Here is a 26,632-nt window from a genome sequence, read left to right on the forward strand (position 1 = left end):
GCAGTAGCGAGCAGCGACTAGCGGGCTGTGCCTTCGTCAGGCCGCCAGCGGGGCGTCCTCACGCACCAGCACCTCGCCGCGCAGGGTGTATGCCTTGGCTTCGGTGATCTTCACGTCCACCATCTGCCCCACCAGCCGCGCCTGGCCCGCAAAGTTGACCACGCGGTTGCACTCGGTGCGGCCCATCAGCTCGTGGGTGTCGCGCTTGGAAGTGCCTTCGACCAGGATGCGCTGTACCGTACCCACCCGGCTCTCGCTGATGGACTTGATGTTGGCGTTGATGACCCCTTGCAGGTGCTGCAGGCGGCGCAGCTTCACGTCGTGTGGCGTGTCGTCGTGCAGGCTCGCGGCCGGTGTGCCGGGGCGTGGGCTGAAGATGAAGCTGAAGCTGTTGTCAAAGTGGATATCGTCGATGAGCTTCATCATCTTGTTGAAGTCATCTTCCGTCTCGCCTGGGAAGCCCACGATGAAGTCGCTGCTCATCGCCAGATCAGGGCGGATGGCGCGCAGCTTGCGGATGGTACTTTTGTATTCCATGGCCGTGTAGCCACGCTTCATGGCCATCAGGATGCGGTCGCTGCCGTGTTGCACCGGCAGGTGCAGGTGGCTCACCAGCTTGGGCAGCTTGGCATAAGCCTCGATCAGCCGGGGTGTGAACTCGTTGGGGTGGCTGGTGGTGTAGCGAATGCGTTCAATGCCCGGAATATCTGCCACGTACTCCAGCAGCAGGGCAAAGTCGGCCACCTCTGCCGTGCCGCCCATCTTGCCCAGGTAAGCATTCACGTTCTGGCCCAGCAGCGTCACTTCCTTCACGCCCTGGTCGGCCAGGCCCGCCACTTCCACCAGCACGTCGTCAAACGGGCGGCTCACTTCTTCACCGCGCGTGTAGGGCACCACGCAGTAGCTGCAGTATTTGCTGCAGCCTTCCATGATGGAGACAAAGGCCGAGGCGCCCTCGACACGGGCGGGCGGAAGGTGGTCAAACTTCTCGATTTCGGGGAAGCTGATGTCCACCTGGGGGCGGTCCTGACGCTCGCGCTGGCTCAGCAGTTCGGGCAGGCGGTGCAGTGTCTGCGGGCCGAACACCACGTCCACAAACGGGGCGCGCTTGATGATCTCCGCGCCTTCCTGGCTGGCCACGCAGCCACCCACACCAATCTTCACGCCGCGTGCCTTCAGGTGCTTGATGCGACCCAGGTCGCTGAAGACTTTCTCTTGCGCCTTTTCGCGCACCGAGCAGGTGTTGAAGAGGATGAGGTCCGCTTCGTCCACGTTCTGCGTGGGCTCGTAGCCTTGGGCGGCATTGAGAACGTCGGCCATCTTGTCCGAGTCGTACTCGTTCATCTGGCAGCCGAAGGTTTTGATAAAGACTTTTTTGGCCATGGGAAATCCGCAAATAGCAAACAGGCCCGCCGCCTGTGGGGCGCGGACTGTGGGGGGGGACTGGGCCCGGACGCAGTGCCGGGCTGCAGGCAGCGTTACTTCAGAACGTTGCCGGTGGATACGTTGCCGTTGGAAACGTTGATGTTGGTGAGCACTGTGTCGCTGCCCTTGAAGGGCTTGGCCGCCTCGGCCTCGCTCAGAATCCAGGCCGACAGCAGCATCCCGGTGCTGGCTTCAAGTACGTAGTTGACCTTGTAGGTCTGCCCGATCACGGTGTGGCGTTGCACCAGCGAGTTCTGTGGGCTGAACAGGCGCATGCCCGGGGCCATGCGGACGTCCTTGTTGTCGAGCTTGGCTTCCTGCACGCTGTTGATGGTGAGCGTGCCTCGCACGGCATTCTCGGGAAAATTGCGCACGTTACCCAGCGGGCTGACCACCTGGGCCTGGGCTGGCTGCAGCGCGAGCAGGCCCGCAGTGCCGAGCGCTGAGCAAAGCAGCAAGTTGCGCAGCGTGTGTCGTGCCGGGCGGGCAATGGGGAGTGTGGTGTGGGTCGTGGGGCAGCAATTCATGGTGTACATCCAGGGGCTGGGCGGCTGATTTTACGTGGAGCCAGTGAAAGAGGCTCCAAGAGCGGCTGAAACAACTCAGCGAAGCGGCTCTGGCTAGGCGTTCCGTCGCAGGCAGTACAAGCAGTACGACAAGACGGAACAACGACGCCAGGGGGGTGTCAGCCGATCTAAACCCGCCAGGCAGGCAGTTGCCAGTTGCGCCACAACGCCAGGCCCCTCAGCCCGGCCGTCACCACCACGCAGGCCAGCAGGGGGCTGACGGCCGTGCCCTCAATCTGCCGCAGAGCCATGTCGGCCCAGCCGCCTGCAAAGGCGCACAGCGCGTAGGGGCGATGGTCGCTGAAGGCCTGCGGTACCTCGTTGCACAGCACATCGCGCAGCACGCCGCCAAACACCCCGGTGGTCACGCCCATCATCACGGCAATCAGCGGTGGCATGCCCACGGCGGCGGCAATGTCTACCCCTACCGCAGCGAACAGGCCCAAGCCGATGGCGTCGGGCAGCAGCATGGCGCGCTCGGTGGGCTCAAAGTGGCGCTGGCGCATGAACAGCATGGCGGCCACGCTCAGCGCCAGGATGCCCCAGACAAATTCGGTATGGCGCACCCAGAAAAACGGGCGCTGGTCCAGCAACAGGTCGCGCAGCGTGCCCCCGCCAAAGGCCGACACAAACGCCACCACGCACACGCCCACAGCGTCAAAGCGCTTGCGCGCTGCCATCATCACGCCCGACAGGGCAAAGGCCACGGTGGCGGCTACTTCCAGCGCCAAGCGCAGCAGTTCAATCCAGGGGGTCACAGTCCATTGCATGCCCGCGATTGTGCCGGGCTTGGGTGTGGAGAATCTGTTTGCTATTGAAAATGTAGCTGCTTGCGCTCTGTCCTCAGGCGCTAGAGGCCGATTTAATGTATGCCCTGAGTGAGGGTCGCAGCCAGAGTCACCGCGCAACCGCCCATGCCCAGCCAGCCCAGGCGCAAGGCCCAGCGTTGGGTGCGTGCAGGCCACTGGTTCATGGCCTGTACCAGGGCGGCACCCAGCAGCATCCATGCGGCGGCGATCAGCGTGATGCCCGTCACCCAGGGCCCGGTGAGCCAGGCGGTGCAGGCCTGCAGCAACAGGGTGGCGGGCAAGAGTGCCTTGGCCCGGCGGCTGGTGCTCGGCTCGCCCCAGGCGCGGGTGTGGGTGCTGCGGGCCCAGGTGGTCAGCCCCAGCAGGGAGGCCAGGGCAATGCTCAGGTAGGCAAGGTCGTCCATGGTCAGGCGGCGCTTTGAGGGGTGGAGCGAGCGGGTGTGCCTGTGGATGCGGTCTGGTGCTCGGCCTTGGCCTGCGTTGCGCGCAAACGCAGGCGCTGGCGCAGTGCCCAGGCGGGTTGCCACAAGCACAGTGCGGCAGCCACTGGCCATTGGGGCAGCCCGGACTTGAATGCCAGGCCAATGTAGGCCACGCCTGCCAGCAACCACAGCGCAGCTGCCCACCGCCCCCACCAGTGGCGCAGGGTGGCCGCAGGCAGTGCCAGAAAGAATGCGACCAGCAAGCCCGCCATGCCTGACGGACGAGCTATCCCGGAACCCACGACATGGGCCAGGCGGAACGATTCGATGCCCAGCGCCGCCACCACCACGAACGGCCAATGGGGCCAGCGCATCCACTGAGCCAGGTGGTGCAAGGGGGCAATCCGGTGCCAGAGGGGGCGATGTGCCGCTGTTTCGGCGGTGAGGGCCTGTGCAGGTGGTGCGGCGCGGGGTGCGCGTTGCACTGGTCTGGGCACTTTGACCTGCACTCGCGCCGGTGCAATCGCCAAGCCCATTGCCACGCAACCGAATGCGCAGGCCAGCAAACCACCCAACATGCTGCCGCCCAAGGCCGCCCCCAGTGGCAGCGCAGCCAGCCCCAGGGCGAGCAGCATGGCGCCTGCGGCCCACAAGGCCATTCGCCATAGTGCGACGGGCTGCAACGCAGCCGCCAGGGCAGACACCACGAGCCAGAAACCGATCAGCGCCCATACCGTCCACACCGGGCGCTGTGCCAACGCTGCCCAATGGGCTGGGGTGGGGGCGAGATGCAGGGCCATGGATGCCGCCAGTGCCAGGGGCACGAAGGCATGCAGGGCGAGGTAAAAGCGGATGGATCGTTTCACGGGCAAGGGCGTGTCTTGGCAGTTGCGCTTGGCGGTGGGTTAGTGCGCCGGGGCAGAGTGAGTGGATGCGCCAGGGATCGGAGCCTGCGCAGACTCCCGTTGGCGCTGCTTGCGCGAGTCCAGCCAGATCAGCGTGCCGGAGATGGAAAGAAAGGCGGGCGTCATGCCCAGCACAAAGTACAGCCACTTCAGTGCCAGCCCGCCAAAGTCGCCAAAGTGCAGCGGCTCCATCAGGCCATTGAACTGTGACCAGAAGCCTTGCTTGCGCGGGTCGTGCACGCGGGTCAGCACACCCGTGGCCGCGTTGGCTTCCACCCGCGTGGTGCTCAGCAGGTGCCCGTCCAGGTTGCCGGTGAAAGAGACTTTGGCCTGGGAAGTGCCCCAGCGCTGCAGCGACACAAAGCGTGTCTGCAGGCCGGGCACCGCCTGCACGGCAGCGGCATGCAAGCCATCCAGCGACTGCATGGTGGCGGGCGATGTGTCGGACTTGCCTGCGGTTTTGGTCGCTGCATTGGCGCCGGTAGTTGTGGTGGCGAACAGAAAGCTCTGCTCAAACAGCGTTGCCAGACCCATCCAGGCCCCGGTGCCCGCAATCAGGATGTGAAAGCCCAGGCCCCAGATGCCGATGCACTTGTGCAGGTCCGACATCACCACCCGCAGGCTGCGCCCCCAGCGCTGGGTGAAGAGTTCTGCCAGGATTTTGCGGTGGATGACGATGCCGGTGCCGATGAGCACCAGCATGGCAACGCCGAGAAAGCCCACGATCCACCGGGGCCCAAAAAACAGGAACACATGCAGCATGCGCAGGTACTGGCCGAGCTGGCTGTCCACCGGGCCCACCACGGCCCCGGTGTCCGAGCGCAGTGCGATCTTGGTGCGTTCACTGGCGGGCGCGCCGGGCTCCCGCACAAAGGCAAAGTAGTTGGGGTTGATCGGGTCCGGCAGCGCAATCGTCTCGACGACCGACTGGGGGTAGCGGGCCTGCAGGCTTGCCAGCACGGTGTCCAGCGGTGCGGGTGGCTCAGCCCTGGGCAATTGGGCCAGCGATGGGTTGGCCCACAAGTCGATCTCGTTTTTGAACACCACCACCGCACCCGAGAAGCACACGATGAACAGCAGCAGCCCTGTGACGATGCCTGCCCAGGAGTGCAGGACAAAGAGGCGGTGAAGGGTGCGCTGGCTGGGCATGTGTGGCTGGCGGTGGTGAGATGAGCGCGGGTGCGCGGGTGCGCATGGGAGCGTGTGGGCGGGAGGTCAGAAGAAGTAGGTCAGCCCCACGCTGAAGTTGCGCGGCAGCGAGGGCGACACCACGTTGGCATTGATCGCACCGTCGTAATAAGCGCGGTCAAACACGTTCTTGACGCCTGCCGTGATGCGGTAGTTCTCGCCCACGTAGCTCACCGACACATCGGCCACGAAGTACGAGGGCAGTGTGAACGGGTAGGAGCCGATCTGTTCACTCACGTAGCGCCCGCCCAGGCCCAGCGTTACGCGCGGGTATTGCGGCAGCTTGTAGGTGGCCCAGGCCGTGAGCGTATGGCGCGGGGTCAGGTTGAGCGGCAGGCCGACGATGGCGGCGTTGTTGTCACGCGTGACCTTGGTTTGTGTGTACGTGTAGGCGCTGGTGAGCTTCCAGCCATTTTTCAGGTCTGCACCCAATTCGGCCTCCAGGCCGCGTGCGCGCTGCTGGCCCGTCTGCACGTTGAAACCTGTGTTCACCGGGTCTGCCGTTGTCACGTTTTCACGCACCAAGTCAAACACGGCCAGCGAGCCCGTCAGTTGCCCGCCCGGGGCTTCGTACTTGATACCCGCTTCCCATTGCTTGCCAGTTTCCGGCGCAAAGGCGGAGCCGCCAAAGGTCTGGCCTGACACAGGCAGGAACGATTCCCCATAGCTGCCGTAGGCAGACCAGCCAGGCTTGAATTCATAGACCAGGCCTGCTGACAGCGTGGTGGCGCTGTCTTTCTGGCGGGTTTGCTTTTTGACCAGGCGGTCATTGATCTCATTGGTAGACCAGTCGCGGCGCATGCCCACCAGCGCGGTCCAGCCCTGGCCGAACTTGATCTGGTCTTGCGCATACAGGCCTGCCACCGTGAGCTTTTCGGGTGCGTCGCTCGTCAGGTTGGTGGGGCAGGTCGCTGCCATGCCATATACAGGATTGAACAGGTCGAGCGCGCCAATGGTGCAGCGGCGCTGGCCCTGGTAGGTGTGGCCGGAGCGCACGTCCAGACCCGTCACGAGCTGGTGTTTGACCCCCAGCGCCTCAAAACGCGACAGCAGCGAGGTGTCGGTGGCCAGCAGGTCGTAGTCGATGTACTGGCGCGTTGCCTGGCGGTTTTGCAGCCGCTGGTTGGCCTGCAGGGCCAGGTTGGAGATGAAGTTGCCCGTGCCTTTCTCGGTTTCGTAGCGCACGTTCTGGCGGAAGGTCATGGCCTCCGACATCTTGTGCTCCAGCGTGTAGCCCACGGTTTTGCTCTCTACGTCGTACCCGCCAAAACTCGGGTCACCCGTGAACAGGGTGCGCGAAAGGGTGCCGTTGCGGTTGGGCAGCACCGTGCCATAGGGCGAGATGCCCTGCTGGCGCATCCACTGGCTCTGGCTATAGGTGGCAAACAGCACCAGGTCGGTCTGCGGCCCCAGGTCGAGCGATAGCGAGGGCGCAAACCAGCGGTCCTTGCGGTACACAAACTGCGTGGGGTCGTCGGCGTTGGAGACTTGCGCATTGATGCGCAGCGCAGACTTGCCAGATTCGGACAGCGGCCTGTTGATGTCTGCCTGCAGCGTGCGCTGGCCAAAGCTGCCTACCTCTACGCCCACCTCGTTCAGCGCTTCTTTCTTGGGCCGCTTGCTCACCGCATTGACGATGCCGCCGGGCTGCACCTGCCCGTAGAGCACCGATGCCGAACCTTTGAGCACTTCAAAGCGCTCGTAGCCGTAAGGCTGCAACTTGGCCCACATGCCAGGGCTTTGCACCAGGCCATCGACCAGAATGGATTCGGTGGAGCGAAAGCCCCGGATGTTGATGTCGTCAAAGCCCCGCCGTCCAAAGTTGACCGGGCTCACACCCGCCACGGTCTGCAGCGCTTGCTGCACGTTGGTGATCTGGCGCGACTCCATCTGCTCACGGGTGACCACGCTGATGGACTGCGGAGTTTCCAGCCTGCGCATGGGTGCCTTGCTGGCGGTTTGAGCCTCTACCGGCGCAAAGCCCATGTCCTTTTCGGTGCTGGCGTTGATGCGGACTTCCTGCAGTTGCACGGCGGTTTCTCCCGCAGCCGTCTGCGCAGCGGCTGCCTGCGCCAGGCACAAGGCCAAGGGAGTAAGGGTGAATGCGCGCGCCAGGCGCAAGCGGTTTGCGCAGGCCAGGGAATAAAGGGGCATGACAGGTTCCGAAGACAACAACAGGACGCGGGCTTGCGTGGTCGGAACGCTGGCTGGCGGGGCTCGCACCGCGGAGGCTCCGGGGTGCGGGTACAGGTCTGTTCAAGGCCTTCTCTGGACGTGAGTCCAACAAAAAGGCTCTGAACAGTTGCTAAGTAAAGTATTGTATATTTATTGAGAACGGTTCTTGTTCTCAGGTTAAAGGCAACCCCATCAGCGTGGTGCTTCAGTGGCGGCTAGCGTTTCGTGTCTGGCAGTGCGACAGGCATGCGGAACAACGACGCCAGTGGGTATATGCCCGCCGCGTTAAATGAGGACTTTGCGCGCGTCGTTGGCTTTCGACCAGTGCAGGATTTCGTAACGCTGGCGCAGTCCCGCGATAAAGAACGGGTCGCTCTGAATCAACGCTTCCAGCTGTGCCTTGGACTCGGCAGTGGCGATCCATAACCCCCCTTGGGGCACAGCGCCGGGCTCCGTGCGAAGAGACCCGCCCACAGGAATCAATTCCTGATGTGCCTCCAGCCAATCAATATGCGCCTGCAAGTGGGCCGCGCGCAGATCGCCGCAGCCGGGTTTGTCAGTGAAGATGATCGCAAAGAGCATGGCTGTTGACGCTGACTGTTGAAACTAGGAACGGTCTTTGTTCACCCCGGAACTGGGTTCATTCTCTGCAATGGGCTGATTCTGTGTGGAGTCTTCACCCTCAGCCCCGCCATACCCTGGATAGACCTGCGCAGTAGCCTCCCGCGCGGCCTGTTCCTGGCGTTCCTTGGCCATTTGCTCGGCAAGCTGGGCACGGCCTTCGCGGGCCACGGCCATCATCTTGGCGCGGTCCTTGTGGTGGGGGTACATGCGGTCGGCCAGCGCGATGTTGTGCTCTCGGAAGCGGCGGGCCACTTCCAGTGCCTGTGCCTGTGTCTGGCCCATCAGTTCCAGCACGGTGCGTGCGCTCACCAGGCTGGATTCAAACAGTTCGCGTTGCACGAGGGTGACGCCTTCGTCGCGCAGTGCATTCCAGTGCGTCAGGTCGCGAGCGCGGGCCACTATCTGTAGCTGGGGGAAATGCTTGCGCGCCAGGGTGACGATCTTGAGGGACTGCTCGGGATCGTCCACTGCCACTACCAGCACGCGCGCGTGCTCGGCCCCGGCAATGCGCAGCAAGTCCAGGCGTGTGGCGTCGCCATAAAACACGCGATACCCAAAAGTGCGTGCAATTTCGAGAATTTCCACGCTGTGGTCCAGCACCGTGGTGGGAATGCCTTGCGTGAGCATCATCCGCGCAACGATCTGGCCGTAGCGGCCGAAGCCCGCAATGATGACCGGGGCCTCCTGCTGTTCCGAAATCTCCTGCGCCTGAGGCACCGCCGTCTTGAGGCGGGCGTAGCGGCGCAGCAGGACGCGGTCCATCACCACCAGCAGCAGCGGGCTGATGAGCATGGACAAGGCCACTGCGCCGATCAGCAAAGAGGCCGTTTCGCCCGAAAACACTTGCGCCCCTGCAGCGGCCTGAAAGACCACAAAGGCGAACTCTCCGCCCTGGGCCAGCAGCAGGGTGAACACGGGCCGCTCCTGGTAGGGAATGTTCACTACCTTGGCCAGCGTGTAGATGGCCACCGCCTTGATTGCCATGAACCCGAGCAGGATGGCCAGCATGAGCCCAGGGGAACGCATGAGCACCCCAAAGTCGATGCTCATGCCTACAGCGATGAAGAACAGACCCAGCAGCAGCCCTTTGAAAGGCTCAATGTCGGCCTCCAGCTCGCTGCGGTATTCGCTGTCGGCCAGCAGCACGCCTGCCAAGAAGGCGCCGAGCGCCATGGACAGGCCCACCATCACCATCAAGTAGGCAATGCCCACCACCAGCAGCAGTGCCGCAGCGGTGAAGATTTCGGGCGTCTTGCTCTTGGCAATCCACCGCAGCAGGGGGCGCAGCAGCAGGCGGCCACCCAGCACAATGGCACCGATCACGCCCACGATCTTGAGTGCCTCCAACGCCACTTCGCCTGCCGAGTGGCTGTCGTCCGCCCCGGCGGCGGCTCCCAGCAGGGGCAGCAGCGCCAGAATGGGGATGGCAGCTACGTCCTGAAAAAGCAGGATCGAAAAGCCTGCCTGCCCGCTGCTGGTGCGCAGCAGGTTGCGCTCTGCCAGCACCTGCAGCGCAATGGCGGTGGACGACAGCGCCAGCCCCAGTGCTGCCACCAGGCTGATGCGCCAGGGCATGCCCGCTAGCCAGCCCGCCACAAACAGGGCGGCCGCGCAGCCCAGCACCTGGGCGCTGCCGGTGCCGAAGATGGGGCGGCGCATGGCCCACAGGCGGCTGGGCTGCAGCTCCAACCCCACCAAAAACAGCATGAGCACCACGCCGAATTCTGCAAAGTGCAGGATGTCCTGCACATTGCTCACCAGGCCCATGCCCCAGGGGCCAATGGCGATCCCGGCAGCCAGATAGCCAATGATGGATCCCAGTCCCAACGCTTTGGAGAGGGGAACGGCCAGCACGGCAGCGCTCAGGTACATCAAGCCGTAGGTAAGCCAGGTGGGTGCGTGTTCCATGGGGTGTCGGAGGGGCTGGTGATAGGCAGGTCAGAGGAGGGGGCGGAGCCATGCCGGGAGCGCGGCAGTCATGGGGATTCTGACACCTCTGAGTGCCTCATGGCTGGGGTGAACAGTGCAGGACAGGATGTGTTGGTGCTATCTAATACATAGCGGTTGGCGCTTGTCTGGCTTGCGCAACGCTCCGGTATGGCATACAAACTGGCGCTATCATCGCTGCCCACATCCGCGGCTTGGTGCTTTGCATTGAGCCGTGCTTCCCCGGCTCTCTCCCTACGGTGCATTCATGGATTTCCAGACCTGGCTGGCTTTTTTTGCGGCGTCTTGCCTGATTGCGGTCTCGCCCGGCTCGGGGGCAGTGCTGTCCATGAGCCACGGTTTGTCGTACGGGGTGCGCAAAACCAGCGCCACCATCCTCGGGCTCCAACTGGGCCTGCTGCTCATCTTGCTGATTGCCGGTGCGGGGGTGGGGTCGCTGCTGCTGGCGTCTGAGGTGGCTTTCAGCGCCGTGAAGGTGGCTGGCGCTTGCTATCTGATTTATGTGGGCTTGAGCCAATGGCGTGCGGGGGACCGCTCTCCCATCCACGGCGATGAGGCCGCCCCTGCCGGGCCGTGGACCAAGCGCTGCCTGACCGGTTTTTTGACCAACGCCACCAACCCCAAAGGCATCATCTTCATGGTGGCGGTGCTGCCCCAGTTCATGACCGACACGCGCCCGCTGTGGACGCAGCTGCTGGTGATGGCCGTGACCACCATGGCGGTGGATGTGGTGGTCATGCACGGCTATGCGGCAGGTGCCAGCGCCCTGCGGCGCTTGATGCGCAGTGCTCGTGCGGTGCGTGTGCAAAATCGGGTGTTTGGCGGGCTGCTGATGGCCGTGGGCGCGGGGCTCTTCTTCGTGAAGCGCGGTGCGCAGCACGCATAGCGGTTGCAAAGTGAAACGCTATTCTTTTGATAGCTTCTTGCGCCGTATTGATAAGCGCAGAGCCGGTTTTTGATGGTTATTTCTCGTCACAAGGAGATCAACATGCCAGTGGTTGTTGTTGCCAATCCCAAGGGCGGTGTGGGCAAGTCCACGCTCTCGACCAACGTCGCGGGTTACTACGCCAGCCAGGGGCACACGGTCGTGCTGGGCGATATTGACCCCCAGAAGTCGGCCCATCTGTGGTTGAGCCTGCGCCCGGCCAGTGTGGCCGCCATTGGCCAGTGGGATACCCAGACGGGAGCCCTGACGAGTCCGCCCAAAGGCACCACCCATGCCGTGCTGGACACGCCCGCCGGGCTGCATGGCAGTGCGCTCAAAGATGTGTTGAAGGTGGCCGACAAGGTCATCGTGCCGCTGCAGCCCAGCATTTTTGATATCTACGCTACCCAGGCTTTTCTGGATGAGCTGCGGGCTCACCGCCAGTCGGCGGGGGTAGAGGTGGGCATTGTGGGCATGCGCATTGACGAGCGCACCCGCTCGGCAGAGCAGCTGCACCATTTCGTGGACGGACTGGGCCTGCCGGTGCTGGGCTATGTGCGCGACACGCAGAATTACGTGCACCTGGCTGCCCAGGGTTTGACGGTGTTTGACGTGAGCACGACCACCCGCGTGGCACGCGACCGTGAACAGTGGCAGGGCATCTGCCGCTGGCTGGACGCTTGATGTGAGGGGCCGGGGCGGCCGGGCCGGTTTCGCCGTCCTGCCGCCCGTTGGCCCCGTCATCCCTTCGCTGTCGCGCGCCAGACAAGCGCGTCCCGGTTGCAGCGCTACATTGAAGCGATGAAAACCTTTCGCTCATACACCGAAGTCAGCGCCTGCGTCGGCCAGGAAGTGGCCGTGACCGACTGGATCACCATCACGCAAGAGCAAGTCAACCTGTTTGCCGATGCCACCGGCGATCACCAGTGGATCCACGTAGACCCGGAGCGTGCCAAGACAGGTCCCTTCGGTGCTCCGATTGCCCATGGTTTTCTTACGCTGTCACTCATTCCCCGGTTTTTTGATCTGGGCTTGAAGATCGAAGGCGCGCGCATGGGCGTCAATTACGGACTCAACCGGGTGCGTTTCACCGCCCCGGTGCCGGTGGGTAGTCGCCTGCGCGCACGCCTGCTGTTGCAAGCGGCAGAGCGCATCGAGCCGGACGGCATCCAGATGACATGGCTGGTGACCGTAGAGCGTGAAGGCAGCGACAAACCCGTGTGTGTGGCGGAGTCCTTGGCTCGTAACTACGGTGCAGCTCCTTGAAGCAGTAGAGCCGTCGGGCGCTCGGTCATGACAAAAGGCCTGCCGGATATGTCCGGCAGGCCTTTTTTACTGGGGCTCTGTGTGTCGCAGCCCCGAGTCTGTGGGCGCTATTTACTCAGCGCTAAGAGTTGTGCGTGCGCCCTTGGCGGCGGCTACGGCACCTTCACGCACTTCGGCGCGGCTCAGTGCTGTGCCAGGAATGTTCAGCGGTGCGGGCACGTTGTACCACTCGGCATCTTGTGGCAGGGTGCCGGACTGGCGGGCGGCCACCAGTTCAGCCACCACGGCTTCGCGGGTCAGGGTGCTGCTGGTGGTGGCCAAGGGGTAGCTGTTCCAGTCGCCATCGCGTGGCAGGGCAGAGTCAGCCTGTGCAGCGAAAGTGGTGAGTGCGAGGGTGACGGCGGCGAGTGTGCGGTACGAGTTCATGAGGATGTCCTTTCAAAAATGAGCCTGTTCTCCGGGGCAGAAACCCGGGTTTGCGCCGGGTTCCTGTCCTGCCTCGGTGAGTGCCCGTTTGGCGGTTCGCTCATCGATGGGATAGACTGTACCTAGGGTTATCCCTTTGAAAAATAGCACTGTCGGCAACGAATAATTCGCAAAACAGAAATAATCCAGTTTCTGTGTAAAAAATCATTGCTCAAATGGATAGGCTTCTGACGATGCGGGTGTTCCAGGCCGTGGTGGACGAAGGCGGCTTTGCAGCCGCCGCACGGTGGCTGGAGTTGTCCCCTCCGGTGGTGACCCGGCTGGTGGCGGATCTGGAGCAGCATCTCGGCACCCGGCTGCTGCAGCGCACCACCCGCAAGCTCGCTCTGACGGAAGCCGGTGAGGCCTATCTGGCGCGGGTGCGGTCCATCCTGCACGAGATCGAGGACGCCGAAGCTGCTGCGGCCGCCAGCACACGTGATCTGCGTGGCAGCATTCGTGTGGTGGCATCTCCCGTGCTGGCCAGCAACTTTCTCGCCCCCTTGCTGGCCACCTGGCACGCGCAGCATCCCCGTCTGATGCTGGACATTGACATCGATGCTTATGCCTCTGGCCGTGTGGACGAGTTTGACGTCACGTTGATGGTGGCCGGAGAGTACTTTGACGGCAACATCGTGGCCCGACCGTTGATGCAGGGGGAAGCCATTGTGGTGGCAGCCCCGGCTTATCTGGCCCGCAAGGGGCTGGGGCACCCTTCGGAGCCGCAGGACCTGGCACACCACGACTATCTGCGCGACTCTGGCATGGCAGCCCGAACCCAGCCAGGCTTGGGGCGGCGACTGCGCCTGGCGCGCCTGGATGGCTCCCAACCGCCTCAGGAAGTGGAGGTGCCCTCCGTGCTGCAATCCATCAGCACCGAAGTGCTCATGCGTGCTGCTGTCGATGGCATGGGGGTGGCGGTGGCACCGCGCCTGCTCGCGCAGGAGCATCTGGTCCGTGGCGAGCTGGTGCACTTGCTGCCCGACTGGATTTATTCGCGCTACACCGTATACGCGGCATTGCCCACCGGGCGGATGTTGCCCGCACGTACCAAGGTGTTCCTGGACTTTCTGAGCGAGCAGGTGCGGCAGGCCGTGGCGCTGCGCAAGCAGGCAGAGGTGGCCCGTCTGCAGCCAGTGAAGTCCTAGTGGGAAGGGGCGGGAGGCTGGGGGGCGGAAGCCTGGGTTAGCGGCAGGGCAAAGTGGTTCTGCCGCCACGCTTCAAACACCGTCACCGCGACCGCGTTGGACAGGTTCAGGCTGCGTTGTCCGGGCACCATGGTCAGGCGCAGACGCTGTTCCGGGGCGAAGCTGTCGCGCAGCTCGGGGGCAAGGCCGCGGGTTTCTGAGCCGAACACCAGCCAGTCTCCCGGCAGGAATGATGTGTCGTGCACGGCGCGCGTGCCGCGCGTCGTCAGCGCAAACATGCGTTGCGGATCGGGCTGTGCGCTGGCGAGGAAGGCATCCCAGTTGCGGTGGCGCAGCACCTCGGCGTATTCGTGGTAATCCAGCCCCGCGCGGCGCATTAGCCGGTCTTCCATGGAAAAGCCCAGGGGCTCCACCAGATGCAGCGTGCAGCCCGTGTTGGCTGCGAGGCGGATCACGTTGCCCGTGTTGGGCGGGATCTCGGGTTCGACAAGAACGATGTGAAACATGGCTCCATTGTCGTTGGTCGCGGGGGAGCCCTTGGTGCTTACGCAGGCCTGTGGCGAAGCGGGGGCGACGAGTAGGGCGGCATTCAGGCTGTGAACTGCAGCTCTGCCAGCTTGGCGTACACACCCTTGGCCGCCACCAGTTCTGCATGCGTGCCTTGCTCCACCATGCGGCCGTGCTCCAGCACCACGATGCGGTCTGCGTTCTGCACCGTGGCCAGACGGTGTGCAATGACCAGGGTCGTGCGCTGGCCGGTGTGGCGCTGCATGGCGGTATCCAGCGCCGCTTGCACCATGCGTTCGCTTTCGGCGTCCAGCGCGCTGGTAGCCTCGTCCAGAAGCAGCAAGGGCGGGTTCTTGAGGATAGCGCGCGCGATAGCAATACGCTGCTTTTGGCCCCCGGAGAGCCGAACACCGCGCTCACCCAGGAAGGTGTCATAGCCTTGCGGAAGCGCCATGATGAAATCGTCCGCAAACGCTGCCTTTGCAGCGTCTCGCACTTCTTGCAGGCTGGCACCGGGCTTGCCGTACCGGATGTTCTCCAGCGCGCTGGCCCCGAAGATGACCGCATCTTGCGGCACCGTTCCGATCTGGCCGCGCAGGGTGTCCAATGCCAACGTGCGAATGTCTTGCCCGTTCAGAAAAATGCCGCAGGGCTGGGGGTCTGCCGCCATAGGGTCCACGTCGTAAAAACGCTGCAGCAACTGGAACACCGTGGTTTTGCCAGCGCCGCTGGCTCCCACCAGTGCCACGGTCTCTCCAGGCGCCAAGGACAGCGAAAAATCCGCCAACGCAGGCTTTTCGGGGCGAGAGGGATAGCGAAACTGCACGTTGCGAAACTCCACTGCCAAACCCTTGCCGGTATGCGGCAGAGGTTGGGGGTGCGCAGGTTCTTCTACCGGCGAGCGGCTTGCCAGCAGCTCCATCAGCCGTTCAGTGGCTCCTGCCGCACGCAGCAGGTCGCCATACACCTCGCCCAGCACAGCCACCGCACCGGCCAGAAGCATCACATACACCACCGTCTGCCCCAGGTGGCCTGCGGTCATCTCGCCCGCCAGTACGGCCTGCGTCCCCCGGTACAAGCCCCACAGCAGAAGCGCTGCATTGGCAATGATGATGAAGGCCACCAGCACAGAGCGGGCACGGGTGCGTTGCACCGCGGTATGAAAGGCGTTTTCTGAGGCCGAGGCAAAGCGCTGTGTTTCCAGCTTTTCCGCGGTGTAGCTCTGCACCACCGGAATGGCATTGAGCACCTCTGCCGCAATCGCGCTGGAGTCCGCCACGCGGTCCTGGCTGTCACGCGACAGTCGCCGCACCCGCCTGCCGATCCACATGGCCGGAAGCACAACCACGAGCAAGGCGAGCAGCACCACAGACATCACATAGGGATTCGTCCACACCAGCATGCCCAGTGCCCCCAGGCCTGTGACTGCATTGCGCAACCCCATGGAAAGGGACGAGCCCACAACGGTCTGCACCAGGGTGGTGTCTGCGGTGAGGCGGGATAACACCTCTCCGGTCTGGGTGCTTTCAAAGAACTGTGGGCTTTGCCTGAGCACATGGCTGTAAACGGCCTGGCGCAGGTCTGCGGTCACGCGTTCGCCCAGCCAGCTCACGGCATAAAACCGTGCGGCAGAGAACACCCCGAGCGCCACGGCCACCAGAAAGAGCGCACCAAAGTGTCCCTGCAGAGCCATGGCCTGGGAGCCTCTGTCGCCACTGAGCCCGGTGTCGATCAGGTCGCGCAGCGCCAGCGGAAATGCAAGTGTGGCCAGAGCCGCCATGACCAGGCAAACCAAGGACCAGGCGATGCGACCCCTGTAGGGCCGCAGGAAAGGCAGAAGCCCGGACAGTGAACGGGGTGCGCCCCGTGGAGCGGATGAAGAGGAGTTTGTTGGGGCCATGAGGCGGATGGATGAGGGAGCGGGTGCGGTGCAGGGCTTCAGCGGGATGCCAGTACCTGCGCGACATACATGCTAGGGGTTTTCATGTATCGCTGGGTATCGCTGGGGTGGGGTCATTGTCTCGGCATTAATACATAGGCATTACTCCCAGTATCTGCCGACCCGCCTCGGCGCATACGATGCAACGCAGTCAAGGGCGACGCTGTGCGCCTGACCTGTCGAGCTTTCATCCTGCACCACGGAGTAACCCAGGCGCAATGAGTGACGTCATCCTTGAAACCCAGAGCCTGACCAAAGAGTTCAAAGGCTTCACCGCTGTCAGCAACGTCAATCTGGCTGTGCGCCGGGGTTCGATACATGCACTGATTGGACCGAATGGTGCGGGCAAGACCACATGCTTCAATCTGCTCACCAAGTTTCTGGTGCCCACCTCGGGGGTGATCCGCTTCAACGGGCAGGACATCACTGCTGAGGCGCCCGCGCAGATTGCGCGCAGGGGTGTGATTCGATCCTTCCAGATTTCTGCAGTGTTTCCGCACCTCACGCTCTTGGAAAACGTACGGCTCGGGTTGCAGCGCAAGCTGGGCACGTCTTTTCATTTCTGGCGCAGCGAACGCACCCTGCACCAGCTGGACGATCGGGCCATGCAATTGCTGGCAGAGGTGGGGCTGGAAGACCTTGCCGATGAGGTGACCGTGAACCTGCCTTATGGCCGCAAGCGCGCTCTGGAGATTGCCACCACGCTCTCCATGGAGCCCGAGCTGATGCTGCTGGACGAGCCCACCCAAGGCATGGGGCATGAGGATGTAGACCGTGTCACGCAGCTCATCAAAAAAGTCTCTGCCGGGCGCACGATTTTGATGGTGGAGCACAACATGAAGGTGGTTTCCACCATCGCCGATTGCATCACGGTGCTGCAGCGCGGTGCGGTCCTGGCTGAGGGGCCTTATGAAGAGGTTTCCAGCAACCCGCAGGTGATGGAAGCCTACATGGGCACCACGGATGGCCAATTGCAGGGAGCCCACTGACATGGCAACCCGCGCCTCCGCATCCGGCACGCCTGCGCTGGAAATCCGAAATCTGCAGGCCTGGTACGGTGAGTCTCATGTTCTTCACGGAGTGGACATCGTTGTGCAGCCCGGCGAAGTGGTGACATTGCTGGGCCGCAATGGAGCAGGGCGCACCACCACCATGCGTGCCGTGATGGGCCTGACTGGGGCGCGCAAGGGATCTGTCAAGATCAATGGCGTGGAAACGGTGGGCATGCCAACGCACCGCATAGCGCATCTTGGTGTGGGTTACTGCCCAGAGGAGCGGGGCATTTTCTCCAGCCTCTCGTGCGAGGAAAACCTGCTGCTGCCGCCTGCGCTCAAGACCTCCACACCAGGCATGTCGGTGCAGGAGATCTATGCCATGTTTCCCAATCTGGCAGAGCGACGGCACAGCCAGGGCACCCGGCTTTCGGGTGGCGAGCAGCAAATGCTGGCAGTGGCGCGCATCCTGCGTACGGGTGCCAACTTGCTGTTGCTCGATGAAATCTCTGAGGGGCTGGCTCCCGTCATCGTTCAGGCCCTCGCCCGCATGATCACCACGCTGCGCCAGAAGGGGTACACGGTGGTGATGGTGGAGCAGAACTTCCGTTTTGCTGCGCCGCTGGCAGACCGTTTTTACGTCATGGAGCACGGTCGCATTGTTGAGCAGTTTGGTGCAAGCCAGCTGCAGGAAAAGATGCCTGTGCTCAACGAGCTTTTGGGTGTGTAGCGCCATGCGTTGCCGCCTTTCAGGGGCTCTGTGTTTCTCGCATTCCGGTTGATTCGTCCATCCTTCACATACCTACAGGAGACAAACCATGAAGAAGAGCAGACTCGCCGCCGCATTGGCTTTGGTATTGGGCGCCGCAGGGCTTGCCACCACAGCGCAAGCACAAGACAAAGTCAAGATCGGATTCATCACAGACATGTCCAGCCTGTATGCCGATGTGGAGGGTAAGAACGGAGCACTGGCGATCCAGATGGCGATTGATGACTTCGGGGGCAAGGTGCTGGGCATGCCGATCGAGCTGCTCACCGCAGACCACCAGAACAAGGCAGACATTGCCGCTTCCAAGGCCCGTGAGTGGATTGACACCCAGGGTGTGACGATGGTGTTTGGTGGAACCAATTCGGGCACGGCGCTGGCGACGGCCAAAGTGGCTGCCGAGAAGAAGCGGGTGTACATCAACAACGGTGCCGCGACGTCGGCTCTGACCAATGACCAGTGCACTCCTTACACGGTGCATTACGCGTATGACACCGTGGCACTAGCCAAAGGCACCGGCTCGGCCATCGTGGATGGAGGTGGCAAGAGCTGGTACTTTTTGACAGCGGACTATGCCTTTGGCCACGCGCTGGAAGCGGACACCAGCACGGTGGTCAAGGCCAAGGGCGGTAACGTGGTGGGCTCGGTGCGTCATCCGCTCAATGCCTCTGACTTCTCCTCTTTCTTGCTGCAGGCACAGAATTCCAAGGCCCAGATTCTGGGGCTGGCCAATGCTGGCGGCGACACCATCAACTCCATCAAGGCTGCCAAGGAATTCGGCATTGGCAAAAGCATGAAGCTGGCTGGTCTGCTGATCTTCATCAGCGATGTGCACAGCCTAGGGCTGCGCAATACCGAGGGCCTGCAGTTCACCACCAGCTGGTACTGGGATTTGAACGAGGAAACCCGCAAGTTCTCGGCGCGTTTCTTTGAGAAGACCAAGCGCATGCCGACCGAGATCCAGGCCGCTGATTATTCCGCCACCATGAATTACCTGAAGGCTGTGGAAGCGGCGAAGAGTGTGGACGCGGACAAGGTGATGACGGCTTGGCGCGGCATGAAGATGAGTGACTTTTTTGGTTCAGGCCAGTTGCGCGCTGACGGACGCTACGTGCATGACATGTACCTCATGGAGGTGAAGAAGCCCTCGGAATCGACCAAGCCCTGGGATTACTACAAGCTGATCAAGAAGCTGCCTGGTGAGCAGGTCTTCACCACCAAGGCGGAGAGCAAGTGCCCCTTGTGGAAGTGACGGGGCTTTTTGCTCCCTTGCTACCCGTGGTGTATCGATTGACCTGAACACTCCGCTCACCAGCGCAGCCTCACATGCAAATTTTTGGTGTCTCCTTGCCCGGCCTGCTCAGCCAGCTTCTTCTGGGGCTGGTGAATGGGTCGTTCTATGCCATCCTGAGCCTGGGTCTTGCAGTCATTTTCGGGCTGCTGAATGTCATCAACTTCGCACACGGTGCGCTGTTCATGATGGGGGCCTTGCTCACATGGATGGCCATGAGCTACCTGGGGATTGGCTACTGGTGGATGCTGCTGCTGGCACCGCTGGTGGTGGGGGTGTTCGGGGTGCTGGTAGAGCGGCTGCTTCTGCGGTGGATCTACAAATTGGATCACCTGTATGGCCTGCTGCTCACGCTCGGTCTTACCTTGTTGATTGAAGGTGTTTTTCGCTCGATTTACGGGGTGTCGGGCCTGGGCTATGACACGCCCGAGTTGCTGGAGGGAGCCACGAATCTGGGATTCATGATCATGCCTAACTACCGTGCTTGGGTGGTGGTGGCCTCGATCGTTGTGTGCCTGGGAACCTGGTACGTGATAGAGAAGACCAAGCTGGGTGCATACCTGCGCGCAGGTACCGAGAACCCTCGGTTGGTTGAAGCGTTTGGTGTGAATGTGCCGGTCATGATCACGCTGACATACGCCTTTGGCGCTGCACTGGCCGCATTCGCGGGCGTGCTCGCTGCACCGGTCTATCAGGTCACTCCGCTGATGGGGCAGAACCTCATCATTGTGGTGTTTGCTGTGGTGGTCATTGGGGGTATGGGGTCCATCATGGGCTCCATCCTCACGGGGCTGGGTTTGGGGGTCATTGAAGGCTTCACCAAAGTCTTCTACCCCGAGGCCTCATCCACTGTCGTGTTTGTCATCATGGTGGTGGTTTTGCTCATACGCCCCGCAGGCCTTTTTGGCAAAGAAAAATAAGGGGGGCATGCCATGAACTCCAGAAAAATTTCCCAGTTGGGATATGGCTTGCTGTTGCTGGCCTTGGTGGTGGCTCCGTTTGCCGGGGCCTATCCCGTGTTTGTGATGAAGCTCATGTGCTTCGCCCTGTTTGCCTGCGCGTTCAATCTGCTGCTCGGTTACACAGGTTTGCTCTCGTTCGGGCATGCCGCCTTCTTCGGTGGTGCAGCCTATGTGGCAGGGCATGCCGTGAAAGTGTGGGGGCTGACGCCAGAGTTGGCTTTGCTGCTGGGTACGCTGGGGGGGGCCCTGCTCGGGCTGCTGTTCGGGTGGCTGGCCATCCGCAGACAAGGTATCTATTTCTCGATGATCACGCTGGCGTTGGCACAGATGCTTTACTTTGCGTGCCTGCAGGCCCCTTTCACCGGGGGGGAGGACGGGCTTCAGGGCGTTCCGCGCGGCAAGCTGCTGGGAGTGCTGGATCTCGGGAGCGATCTCACCATGTATTACGTGGCCCTCGTTGTGGTGGTTGCCGCGTTTTGCCTGATTGTGCGGACCATCCACTCGCCCTTCGGCCAGGTGCTCAAGGGCATCAAGGAGAACGAGGCGCGGGCGATTTCGCTGGGTTATGACACCCACCGCTACAAATTGCTCGCGTTCGTGCTATCGGCCGCATTGGCAGGGCTGGCGGGCTCTTTGAAGACCCTGGTGCTGGGGTTTGCCACCCTGTCAGATGTGCACTGGACGGCTTCAGGGCAGGTCATCCTGATGAATCTTGTTGGCGGACTCGGAACGTTGTCAGGTCCTCTGGTGGGCTCTGCAGTGGTGGTCCTGCTCGAAAACAAGATTGGCGAATTGGGCAACCTGCTTGCAGCACTGACCAGTGTGGATTGGTTCAAAACCCTGGGTGAGTCGGTCACCATGGTCACCGGGCTGATCTTCGTGGTCTGTGTGCTCGCCTTCCGGCGGGGCATCATGGGCGAAATCATTGCCTTGCGCATGCGGTGGCGCAAGGGTGCATAGGGTGAAGATGGCGCGGCGCTGCCGGGCAGTCTGCCTAACCCATTGGCGTTCGCGCCACTGCAATACCGGTGATGTGTGCCACGCCACATGAGCGCAGTACGGTGGCTGCCGCGTTGAGTGTGGCCCCAGTGGTCATGACATCGTCCACCAGCACCACCTTGCGGCCTTGCAAAAGCGACACTTGGGTGGGTTCAACCATGAATGCCTGTTGCAGGTTGCGCATGCGCTGTGTTCGCGTCAGGCCGCTTTGCGCGGCGGTGTCCTGTAGCCGCAGCAGGGCCTGGGTTGTTGTCTTGTGAGGGGCCAGTTGCTTGGCAATCAGGGCCGCCTGATTGAATCCTCGCTCACGCAGCCTCTGTTGCGACAGCGGTATGGGCAGCACCCAGTCAGCGGCTTCCAGCGCCGGCTCCACCCAGGGCGCGCTGCGCAGCAGGGTGGACAGAGGCGCAGACCAGCCAGTATCTCCGTGAAATTTGAACTCACGGATTGCCTGTGCCCATGGATAGGCATAGTCCACAGCTGTGAGGCAGGCGTTCAGCTCAGGCGGCTCTTTCAGACATGCCCCGCACTCAAGGACTCCACTGGGTACGATCATCGCGCAGCGGATGCAACGACTTGCAGGCTGGGCAAAGCGAGCCACGCAAGCGTTGCACACCCTTTGTGTGGGCCAGGCTCGGCACACAGAGCACTGGCTTGGGATGTGTTGACCCCAAGTTGCCAAAGGTCGCCATAAACCTGACATCCACTTCGAAAGCATGCAGTCAATATACTCGCCAGCCCCTTGATCCAGTCCTGAGATCCATGTCCACAGAGCGTCCACCCACAATTGACCCCGTTGCTGCAGCCCGCTGGCACGCCAGTGCACCTGCCGCTTCACCTTGGTTGCATGAGGAAGTGGCACGTCGCATGGAGGAGCGGCTGCAGTGGATTCGCCAGTCTCCTTCCGCATGGTGTCATTGGGATGCAGTGCGTGGTGGGCTGCAGGGTCACGCACTGGTAAGTGCCCGCTACCCGAAAGCCCGCTGTACCGTGACAGAAACTTCTGCTCGCGGCCTGGCTGCGGCGCAGGAGGTGCTTGAAAAGCCATGGTGGAATCCAACCCGGTGGTCTGGCTCTTCCCCCGTTTTTGGTCGACCGGCAGATGGAAGTGTGCAGATGCTCTGGGCCAATATGGCATTGCATACGGCCTCCGACCCTCAAGCGCTGATATCGCAGTGGCACAAGGCTCTTGCTGTGGATGGTTACCTCATGTTTTCCTGCCTGGGGCCAGACACTGCAAAGGAGCTTCGTCGCGTTTATGAAGAGCTGGGTTGGCCCCCGGCAGGTCACTCATTCACCGATATGCATGACTGGGGCGACATGCTTGTGCATTCGGGTTTTGCCGAACCTGTGATGGACATGGAACGCATTACCCTCACCTTTGCGACGCCACAGCGTCTCCTTCAGGAATTGCGTGAACTTGGCTGCAATCTGCACCCCGCCCGGTTCGGTGCCCTGAGGGGGCGCAAGTGGCGTGATCGGCTCCATGCGGTATTGGCTGAAAAGCTGGGTTCAAACGGTGGTTCGGGTGATTTGTCGCTCACTTTCGAAATCATCTATGGACATGCTTTCAAGGCCGCACCCAAGGTACCTGTCAGTGCCAGCAGCACAGTGTCTTTGAGTGACATGCGCAGCATGTTGCGTAACGGCTCCGGCAATAAGTAATCTGGCGCGCTCTGTCAATGATTTAGAACAAGGCGCGCTACAATTCTTCGCAGTTGAGATGTGAACTTTCGGGCATTTTCCCGCGCAATTTGCGGGGCGCGCATCCAGGCTAAACCATGCGACGTCCTGCGGTCCTGGTGGGTATTTCCGGTGACTGGCTTGATTTTTCGTTTTGCCACGGTGTCGGATAACGGAGTCGCATGGCATCTCGCCCGCAACTGCTCCCTGTCACCAAAGCAGCTCGGGTGGATGTACGCGTCGCTGTGCTGCGTATCGCTGGGAATCGGCATGGGGTTCTGGTTGCTGGGAGCCCGCCTTGTACTGCCGTTCGCATCTCTGGAAATTGCTGTTGTCGGAATTGCATTTGCCATGTACGGTCGTCATGCGACGGATGGCGAAAGAATTTCTCTGCAGGGGTCGCGCCTTGTAGTGGAACGGGAGACAGCAGGCAGGCTGGAGAGGGCTGAATTCGACCGGTGGTGGGTTCGTGTAGAGCCCAAGTCAGGCGACAGATCACTCATCACCTTGTCTGCACATGGCCGGTCGGTAGAGGTGGGGCGCTTTGTTCGTCCAGAACTTCGTTCCGCGCTGGCCTCGGAGATCCGCATGGCCCTGCGGGCAGCCTGACCCCACGCAGGCGTCGCAGGGATTGGTTAATTTGAGGCTTGGAAGTAAATGAGAACTATGAAGAGCATTCCCAACAAGCTGGCTTCTCTGCTGCTGATGGCTGGTGCATGGGTGGGTAGCGCAGCCCACGCCGTTCAGGACCTGCCCGGCGGCCCCTCGGTCAATCAGCTCAATCTGGCTCCGCCGGTCACCAAGATTGCCGAGGAGCAACACTTCCTGCACTGGATGATGCTCATCATCTGCACGGTGATTTTCATTGCGGTGTTCTCCGTGATGTTTTATTCCATCTGGAAGCACCGCAAGTCTCGGGGTGCCAAGGCAGCCAACTTCCATGAATCGGTCACTGTAGAGGTCGTCTGGACCATCGTGCCCTTCATCATCGTCATCCTGATGGCTCTGCCTGCCACCAAGGTGTTGGTTGCACAAAAGGACACCACCAACGCCGATCTGACCATCAAAGCCACGGGTTACCAGTGGAAGTGGGGGTATGACTATCTCAATGGTGAAGGCGAGGGGTTGGCGTTCATTTCCACGCTGGACAGCAATCACCGTGTGATGTCCGACAGTGGCAACGTGTCTCAAGCCCCTGCAGATTACCTTCTCAAGGTGGATAACCCGATGGTTGTGCCCGTGGGCAAGAAGGTGCGCATCATCACCACCGCCAACGACGTGATCCATGCCTTCATGGTTCCCGCCTTTGGTATCAAGCAGGATGCGATTCCCGGTTTTGTGCGCGACACCTGGTTCCGCGCTGAAAAGGTGGGTGACTATTACGGCCAGTGCGCCGAGCTTTGCGGCAAAGAGCATGCCTACATGCCCATCCATGTGAAGGTTCTGTCTGCAGAAGACTACTCCGCTTGGGTGGCTGATCAGAAAAAGAAGGCTGCAGCGAAGCTGGATGATCCCACCAAGGTGTGGGCCTTGGCCGACATCATCAAGCGTGGTGAAAAGGTGTACGCCGCCAACTGCGCCGCCTGCCATCAGGCCAACGGCAAGGGCGCGGGCCCCATCAAGCCGCTGGATGGCTCTGCCATCGTTCTGGATCAGGACCATGCCAAGCAGATCCAGATTTTGTTGAACGGTGCTGCCAACGGTGCAATGCCTTCGTGGAAGCAGTTGAGCGACACAGACATCGCGGCAGTGGTGAGTTACACGAAGAACAGCTGGTCCAACAAGACTGGCCAGCTGGTGCAGCCAGCTGAAGTGGTGGCCCAGCGTGGCAAGTAATCAGGCCCAATCGCATTGAGGAATTCAAAATGAGCGCAGTTCTCGATAACCACGGACACGCTGGCGATCACGCACACGACGGCCACGACCACCACCACGCACCCACTGGCTGGCGCCGCTGGGTGTTTGCCACCAACCACAAAGACATCGGCACGCTGTATTTGCTGTTCTCCTTCACCATGCTGATGGTGGGGGGCGTGCTGGCTCTGCTGATCCGTGCCGAGCTGTTCCAGCCTGGCCTGCAGCTGGTGAACCCTGAACTGTTCAATCAGCTCACCACCATGCATGGCCTCATCATGGTGTTCGGGGCCATCATGCCGGCCTTCGTGGGCTTTGCGAACTGGATGCTGCCACTGCAGATCGGCGCATCCGATATGGCTTTTGCCCGCATGAACAACTTCAGTTTCTGGCTGATGATTCCTGCGGCCATCATGCTGGTGTCGTCGTTCTTCATGCCCGGTGGCGCTCCGGCAGCGGGCTGGACGCTTTACGCACCGTTGACCCTGCAGATGGGCCCTTCCATGGATGCGGGCATTTTCGCCATGCACATCCTGGGTGCTTCTTCCATCATGGGTTCGATCAACATCATCGTCACCATCCTGAACATGCGTGCCCCCGGCATGACGCTGATGAAGATGCCGATGTTCGCCTGGACCTGGCTCATCACCGCCTATCTGCTGATCGCCGTGATGCCTGTGCTGGCAGGTGCCATCACCATGACGCTGACCGATCGCCACTTTGGCACCAGCTTCTTCAACCCCGCCGGTGGCGGTGACCCGATCATGTACCAGCACATCTTCTGGTTCTTCGGCCACCCAGAGGTGTACATCATGATCTTGCCGGCTTTCGGCATCATCAGCCAGATCGTGCCCGCGTTTGCGCGCAAGAAGCTCTTCGGCTACGCATCCATGGTGTACGCCACGTCTTCCATCGCCATCCTGTCCTTCATTGTGTGGGCTCACCACATGTTCACGACAGGCATGCCAGTCACTGGACAGCTGTTCTTCATGTACGCCACCATGCTGATCTCCGTGCCTACGGCCGTGAAGATCTTCAACTGGATCGCCACCATGTGGCGCGGCTCCATGACCTTTGAAACCCCCATGCTGTTTGCGGTGGGCTTCATTTTCGTGTTCACCATGGGTGGGTTCACTGGCCTGATTCTGGCCATGGCTCCTATCGATATCCAGCTGCAGGACACCTACTATGTGGTGGCCCACTTCCATTATGTGCTGGTGGCAGGCTCCCTGTTCTCAATGTTCGCCGCCTACTACTATTGGGCGCCCAAGTGGACCGGTGTCATGTTCAGCGAAACCCGTGGTCAGATCCACTTCTGGGGTTCGTTGATCACTTTCAACATCACCTTCTTCCCCATGCACTTCCTGGGGCTGGCCGGTATGCCTCGCCGCTATGCCGACTATCCCATGCAGTTTGCTGACTTCAATGCCATTGCATCAGTGGGCGCGCTGGGTTTTGGTCTGATGCAGGTGTACTTCTTCCTGTTTGTGGTGTTCCCTGCCATGCGCGGCAAGGGTGCCAAGGCACCTCAGAAGCCATGGGAAGGCGCCGAGGGGCTGGAATGGGAAGTGCCTTCTCCAGCTCCGTTCCATACTTTTGAAACGCCCCCCAAGCTCGACGCCACTGCAACCCGCGTGGTGGGTTGAGGAGCCTTACATGACGCCTGAGCAGAAGAAGAGCAACCTCCGCATGGCCTTGATTCTGGCCTCGGTGGCTGTCGCATTCTTTGTGGGATTCATGGTCAAAGTCGCGCTGCTGTCACGCTGAGGACGTC

General features: G+C 61.6%; 27 protein-coding genes. 14 read left to right on the plus strand and 13 right to left on the minus strand.

Features of this window, described 5'->3' with window-relative positions:
- Window positions 1–36 precede the first annotated feature (36 nt).
- From miaB to kefC, 9 genes are all read right to left on the minus strand, one after another.
- Window positions 37–1,383 (minus strand): tRNA (N6-isopentenyl adenosine(37)-C2)-methylthiotransferase MiaB, encoded by a 1,347-nt coding sequence (gene miaB / locus AACH87_RS05755; RefSeq protein WP_338797803.1) that lies wholly within the window; start codon window positions 1,381–1,383, stop codon window positions 37–39.
- A 95-nt stretch (window positions 1,384–1,478) separates the two neighbouring features.
- Window positions 1,479–1,952, minus strand: coding sequence for a hypothetical protein (locus AACH87_RS05760; protein ID WP_338797804.1), 474 nt, complete (start codon window positions 1,950–1,952; stop codon window positions 1,479–1,481).
- A gap of 167 nt (window positions 1,953–2,119) precedes the next feature.
- Window positions 2,120–2,761 carry a trimeric intracellular cation channel family protein gene (locus tag AACH87_RS05765; RefSeq protein WP_338797805.1) on the minus strand — a complete coding sequence of 214 codons (642 nt, stop codon included), beginning with the start codon at window positions 2,759–2,761 and terminating at the stop codon, window positions 2,120–2,122.
- A 92-nt stretch (window positions 2,762–2,853) separates the two neighbouring features.
- Window positions 2,854–3,204, minus strand: coding sequence for a hypothetical protein (locus AACH87_RS05770; protein ID WP_338797807.1), 351 nt, complete (start codon window positions 3,202–3,204; stop codon window positions 2,854–2,856).
- Between the two features lie 2 nt (window positions 3,205–3,206).
- Window positions 3,207–4,094: a hypothetical protein gene (locus AACH87_RS05775; RefSeq protein ID WP_338797809.1), complete on the minus strand. Its 888-nt coding sequence runs from the start codon at window positions 4,092–4,094 to the stop codon at window positions 3,207–3,209.
- 33 nt (window positions 4,095–4,127) lie between these two features.
- Window positions 4,128–5,276 carry a PepSY-associated TM helix domain-containing protein gene (locus tag AACH87_RS05780; protein WP_338797811.1) on the minus strand — a complete coding sequence of 383 codons (1,149 nt, stop codon included), beginning with the start codon at window positions 5,274–5,276 and terminating at the stop codon, window positions 4,128–4,130.
- Window positions 5,277–5,342: 66 nt separating this feature from the next.
- Complete coding sequence (locus AACH87_RS05785; protein ID WP_338797812.1) at window positions 5,343–7,469, minus strand: TonB-dependent siderophore receptor; 2,127 nt, start codon at window positions 7,467–7,469, stop codon at window positions 5,343–5,345.
- A gap of 306 nt (window positions 7,470–7,775) precedes the next feature.
- Entirely contained in the window at window positions 7,776–8,072 is a 297-nt protein-coding gene (locus tag AACH87_RS05790) for a YciI family protein (RefSeq protein ID WP_338797813.1), read from the minus strand.
- Between the two features lie 24 nt (window positions 8,073–8,096).
- Entirely contained in the window at window positions 8,097–10,022 is a 1,926-nt protein-coding gene (gene kefC / locus AACH87_RS05795) for a glutathione-regulated potassium-efflux system protein KefC (RefSeq protein WP_338797814.1), read from the minus strand.
- 286 nt (window positions 10,023–10,308) lie between these two features.
- Between kefC and AACH87_RS05800 the strand changes: the two genes are divergently transcribed.
- The 3 genes from AACH87_RS05800 to AACH87_RS05810 all read left to right on the plus strand — a co-directional run bounded on the left by AACH87_RS05800 (window position 10,309) and on the right by AACH87_RS05810 (window position 12,252).
- A complete protein-coding gene (locus AACH87_RS05800; protein WP_338797815.1) occupies window positions 10,309–10,947 on the plus strand; it encodes a LysE family transporter in 639 nt (212 codons plus the stop codon).
- 102 nt (window positions 10,948–11,049) lie between these two features.
- A complete protein-coding gene (locus AACH87_RS05805; protein WP_338797816.1) occupies window positions 11,050–11,670 on the plus strand; it encodes a ParA family protein in 621 nt (206 codons plus the stop codon).
- Window positions 11,671–11,787: 117 nt separating this feature from the next.
- Entirely contained in the window at window positions 11,788–12,252 is a 465-nt protein-coding gene (locus AACH87_RS05810) for a MaoC family dehydratase (protein WP_338797817.1), read from the plus strand.
- A gap of 111 nt (window positions 12,253–12,363) precedes the next feature.
- On the opposite strand, the gene AACH87_RS05815 is transcribed toward AACH87_RS05810, so the two are convergent.
- Window positions 12,364–12,678, minus strand: coding sequence for a DUF4148 domain-containing protein (locus AACH87_RS05815; RefSeq protein WP_338797818.1), 315 nt, complete (start codon window positions 12,676–12,678; stop codon window positions 12,364–12,366).
- A gap of 215 nt (window positions 12,679–12,893) precedes the next feature.
- On the opposite strand from AACH87_RS05815, the gene AACH87_RS05820 reads away from it, so the two are divergent.
- Entirely contained in the window at window positions 12,894–13,865 is a 972-nt protein-coding gene (locus AACH87_RS05820) for a LysR family transcriptional regulator (RefSeq protein ID WP_338797820.1), read from the plus strand.
- On the opposite strand, the gene AACH87_RS05825 is transcribed toward AACH87_RS05820, so the two are convergent.
- A complete protein-coding gene (locus AACH87_RS05825) occupies window positions 13,862–14,371 on the minus strand; it encodes a tRNA (cytidine(34)-2'-O)-methyltransferase (protein ID WP_338797821.1) in 510 nt (169 codons plus the stop codon). The genes AACH87_RS05820 and AACH87_RS05825 overlap by 4 nt on opposite strands.
- Before the next feature lie 83 nt (window positions 14,372–14,454).
- Window positions 14,455–16,272: an ABC transporter transmembrane domain-containing protein gene (locus AACH87_RS05830; RefSeq protein WP_338797822.1), complete on the minus strand. Its 1,818-nt coding sequence runs from the start codon at window positions 16,270–16,272 to the stop codon at window positions 14,455–14,457.
- 257 nt (window positions 16,273–16,529) lie between these two features.
- On the opposite strand from AACH87_RS05830, the gene AACH87_RS05835 reads away from it, so the two are divergent.
- From AACH87_RS05835 to AACH87_RS05855, 5 genes are all read left to right on the plus strand, one after another.
- Entirely contained in the window at window positions 16,530–17,300 is a 771-nt protein-coding gene (locus tag AACH87_RS05835; protein ID WP_338797823.1) for an ABC transporter ATP-binding protein, read from the plus strand.
- Window position 17,301: 1 nt separating this feature from the next.
- A complete protein-coding gene (locus tag AACH87_RS05840) occupies window positions 17,302–18,033 on the plus strand; it encodes an ABC transporter ATP-binding protein (protein ID WP_338797824.1) in 732 nt (243 codons plus the stop codon).
- Between the two features lie 88 nt (window positions 18,034–18,121).
- Window positions 18,122–19,321 carry an ABC transporter substrate-binding protein gene (locus tag AACH87_RS05845; RefSeq protein WP_338797825.1) on the plus strand — a complete coding sequence of 400 codons (1,200 nt, stop codon included), beginning with the start codon at window positions 18,122–18,124 and terminating at the stop codon, window positions 19,319–19,321.
- A 74-nt stretch (window positions 19,322–19,395) separates the two neighbouring features.
- Entirely contained in the window at window positions 19,396–20,280 is an 885-nt protein-coding gene (locus tag AACH87_RS05850; RefSeq protein WP_338797827.1) for a branched-chain amino acid ABC transporter permease, read from the plus strand.
- 12 nt (window positions 20,281–20,292) lie between these two features.
- A complete protein-coding gene (locus tag AACH87_RS05855) occupies window positions 20,293–21,282 on the plus strand; it encodes a branched-chain amino acid ABC transporter permease (RefSeq protein WP_338797829.1) in 990 nt (329 codons plus the stop codon).
- A 34-nt stretch (window positions 21,283–21,316) separates the two neighbouring features.
- Here AACH87_RS05855 and AACH87_RS05860 read toward each other — a convergent pair whose 3' ends face one another.
- The gene (locus AACH87_RS05860; RefSeq protein WP_338797831.1) at window positions 21,317–21,799 is read right to left on the minus strand and encodes a ComF family protein; all 483 of its coding nucleotides are present in this window, start codon (window positions 21,797–21,799) and stop codon (window positions 21,317–21,319) included.
- Window positions 21,800–22,083: 284 nt separating this feature from the next.
- On the opposite strand from AACH87_RS05860, the gene AACH87_RS05865 reads away from it, so the two are divergent.
- The 5 genes from AACH87_RS05865 to AACH87_RS05885 all read left to right on the plus strand — a co-directional run bounded on the left by AACH87_RS05865 (window position 22,084) and on the right by AACH87_RS05885 (window position 26,625).
- Window positions 22,084–22,986, plus strand: a complete 903-nt coding sequence (locus AACH87_RS05865; RefSeq protein WP_338798863.1) for a biotin synthase — start codon at window positions 22,084–22,086, stop codon at window positions 22,984–22,986.
- A 150-nt stretch (window positions 22,987–23,136) separates the two neighbouring features.
- The gene (locus AACH87_RS05870; protein WP_338797832.1) at window positions 23,137–23,613 is read left to right on the plus strand and encodes a DUF2244 domain-containing protein; all 477 of its coding nucleotides are present in this window, start codon (window positions 23,137–23,139) and stop codon (window positions 23,611–23,613) included.
- Window positions 23,614–23,670: 57 nt separating this feature from the next.
- Window positions 23,671–24,840 carry a cytochrome c oxidase subunit II gene (gene coxB / locus AACH87_RS05875; RefSeq protein WP_338797833.1) on the plus strand — a complete coding sequence of 390 codons (1,170 nt, stop codon included), beginning with the start codon at window positions 23,671–23,673 and terminating at the stop codon, window positions 24,838–24,840.
- Window positions 24,841–24,869: 29 nt separating this feature from the next.
- Window positions 24,870–26,504 (plus strand): cytochrome c oxidase subunit I, encoded by a 1,635-nt coding sequence (gene ctaD / locus AACH87_RS05880; protein ID WP_338797834.1) that lies wholly within the window; start codon window positions 24,870–24,872, stop codon window positions 26,502–26,504.
- Between the two features lie 10 nt (window positions 26,505–26,514).
- Window positions 26,515–26,625: a cytochrome oxidase small assembly protein gene (locus AACH87_RS05885; RefSeq protein WP_338797835.1), complete on the plus strand. Its 111-nt coding sequence runs from the start codon at window positions 26,515–26,517 to the stop codon at window positions 26,623–26,625.
- Window positions 26,626–26,632: the final 7 nt, after the last annotated feature.

Source organism: Acidovorax sp. DW039 (assembly GCF_037101375.1).
In the GTDB taxonomy this organism is placed as follows: Bacteria; Pseudomonadota; Gammaproteobacteria; order Burkholderiales; family Burkholderiaceae_C; genus Acidovorax.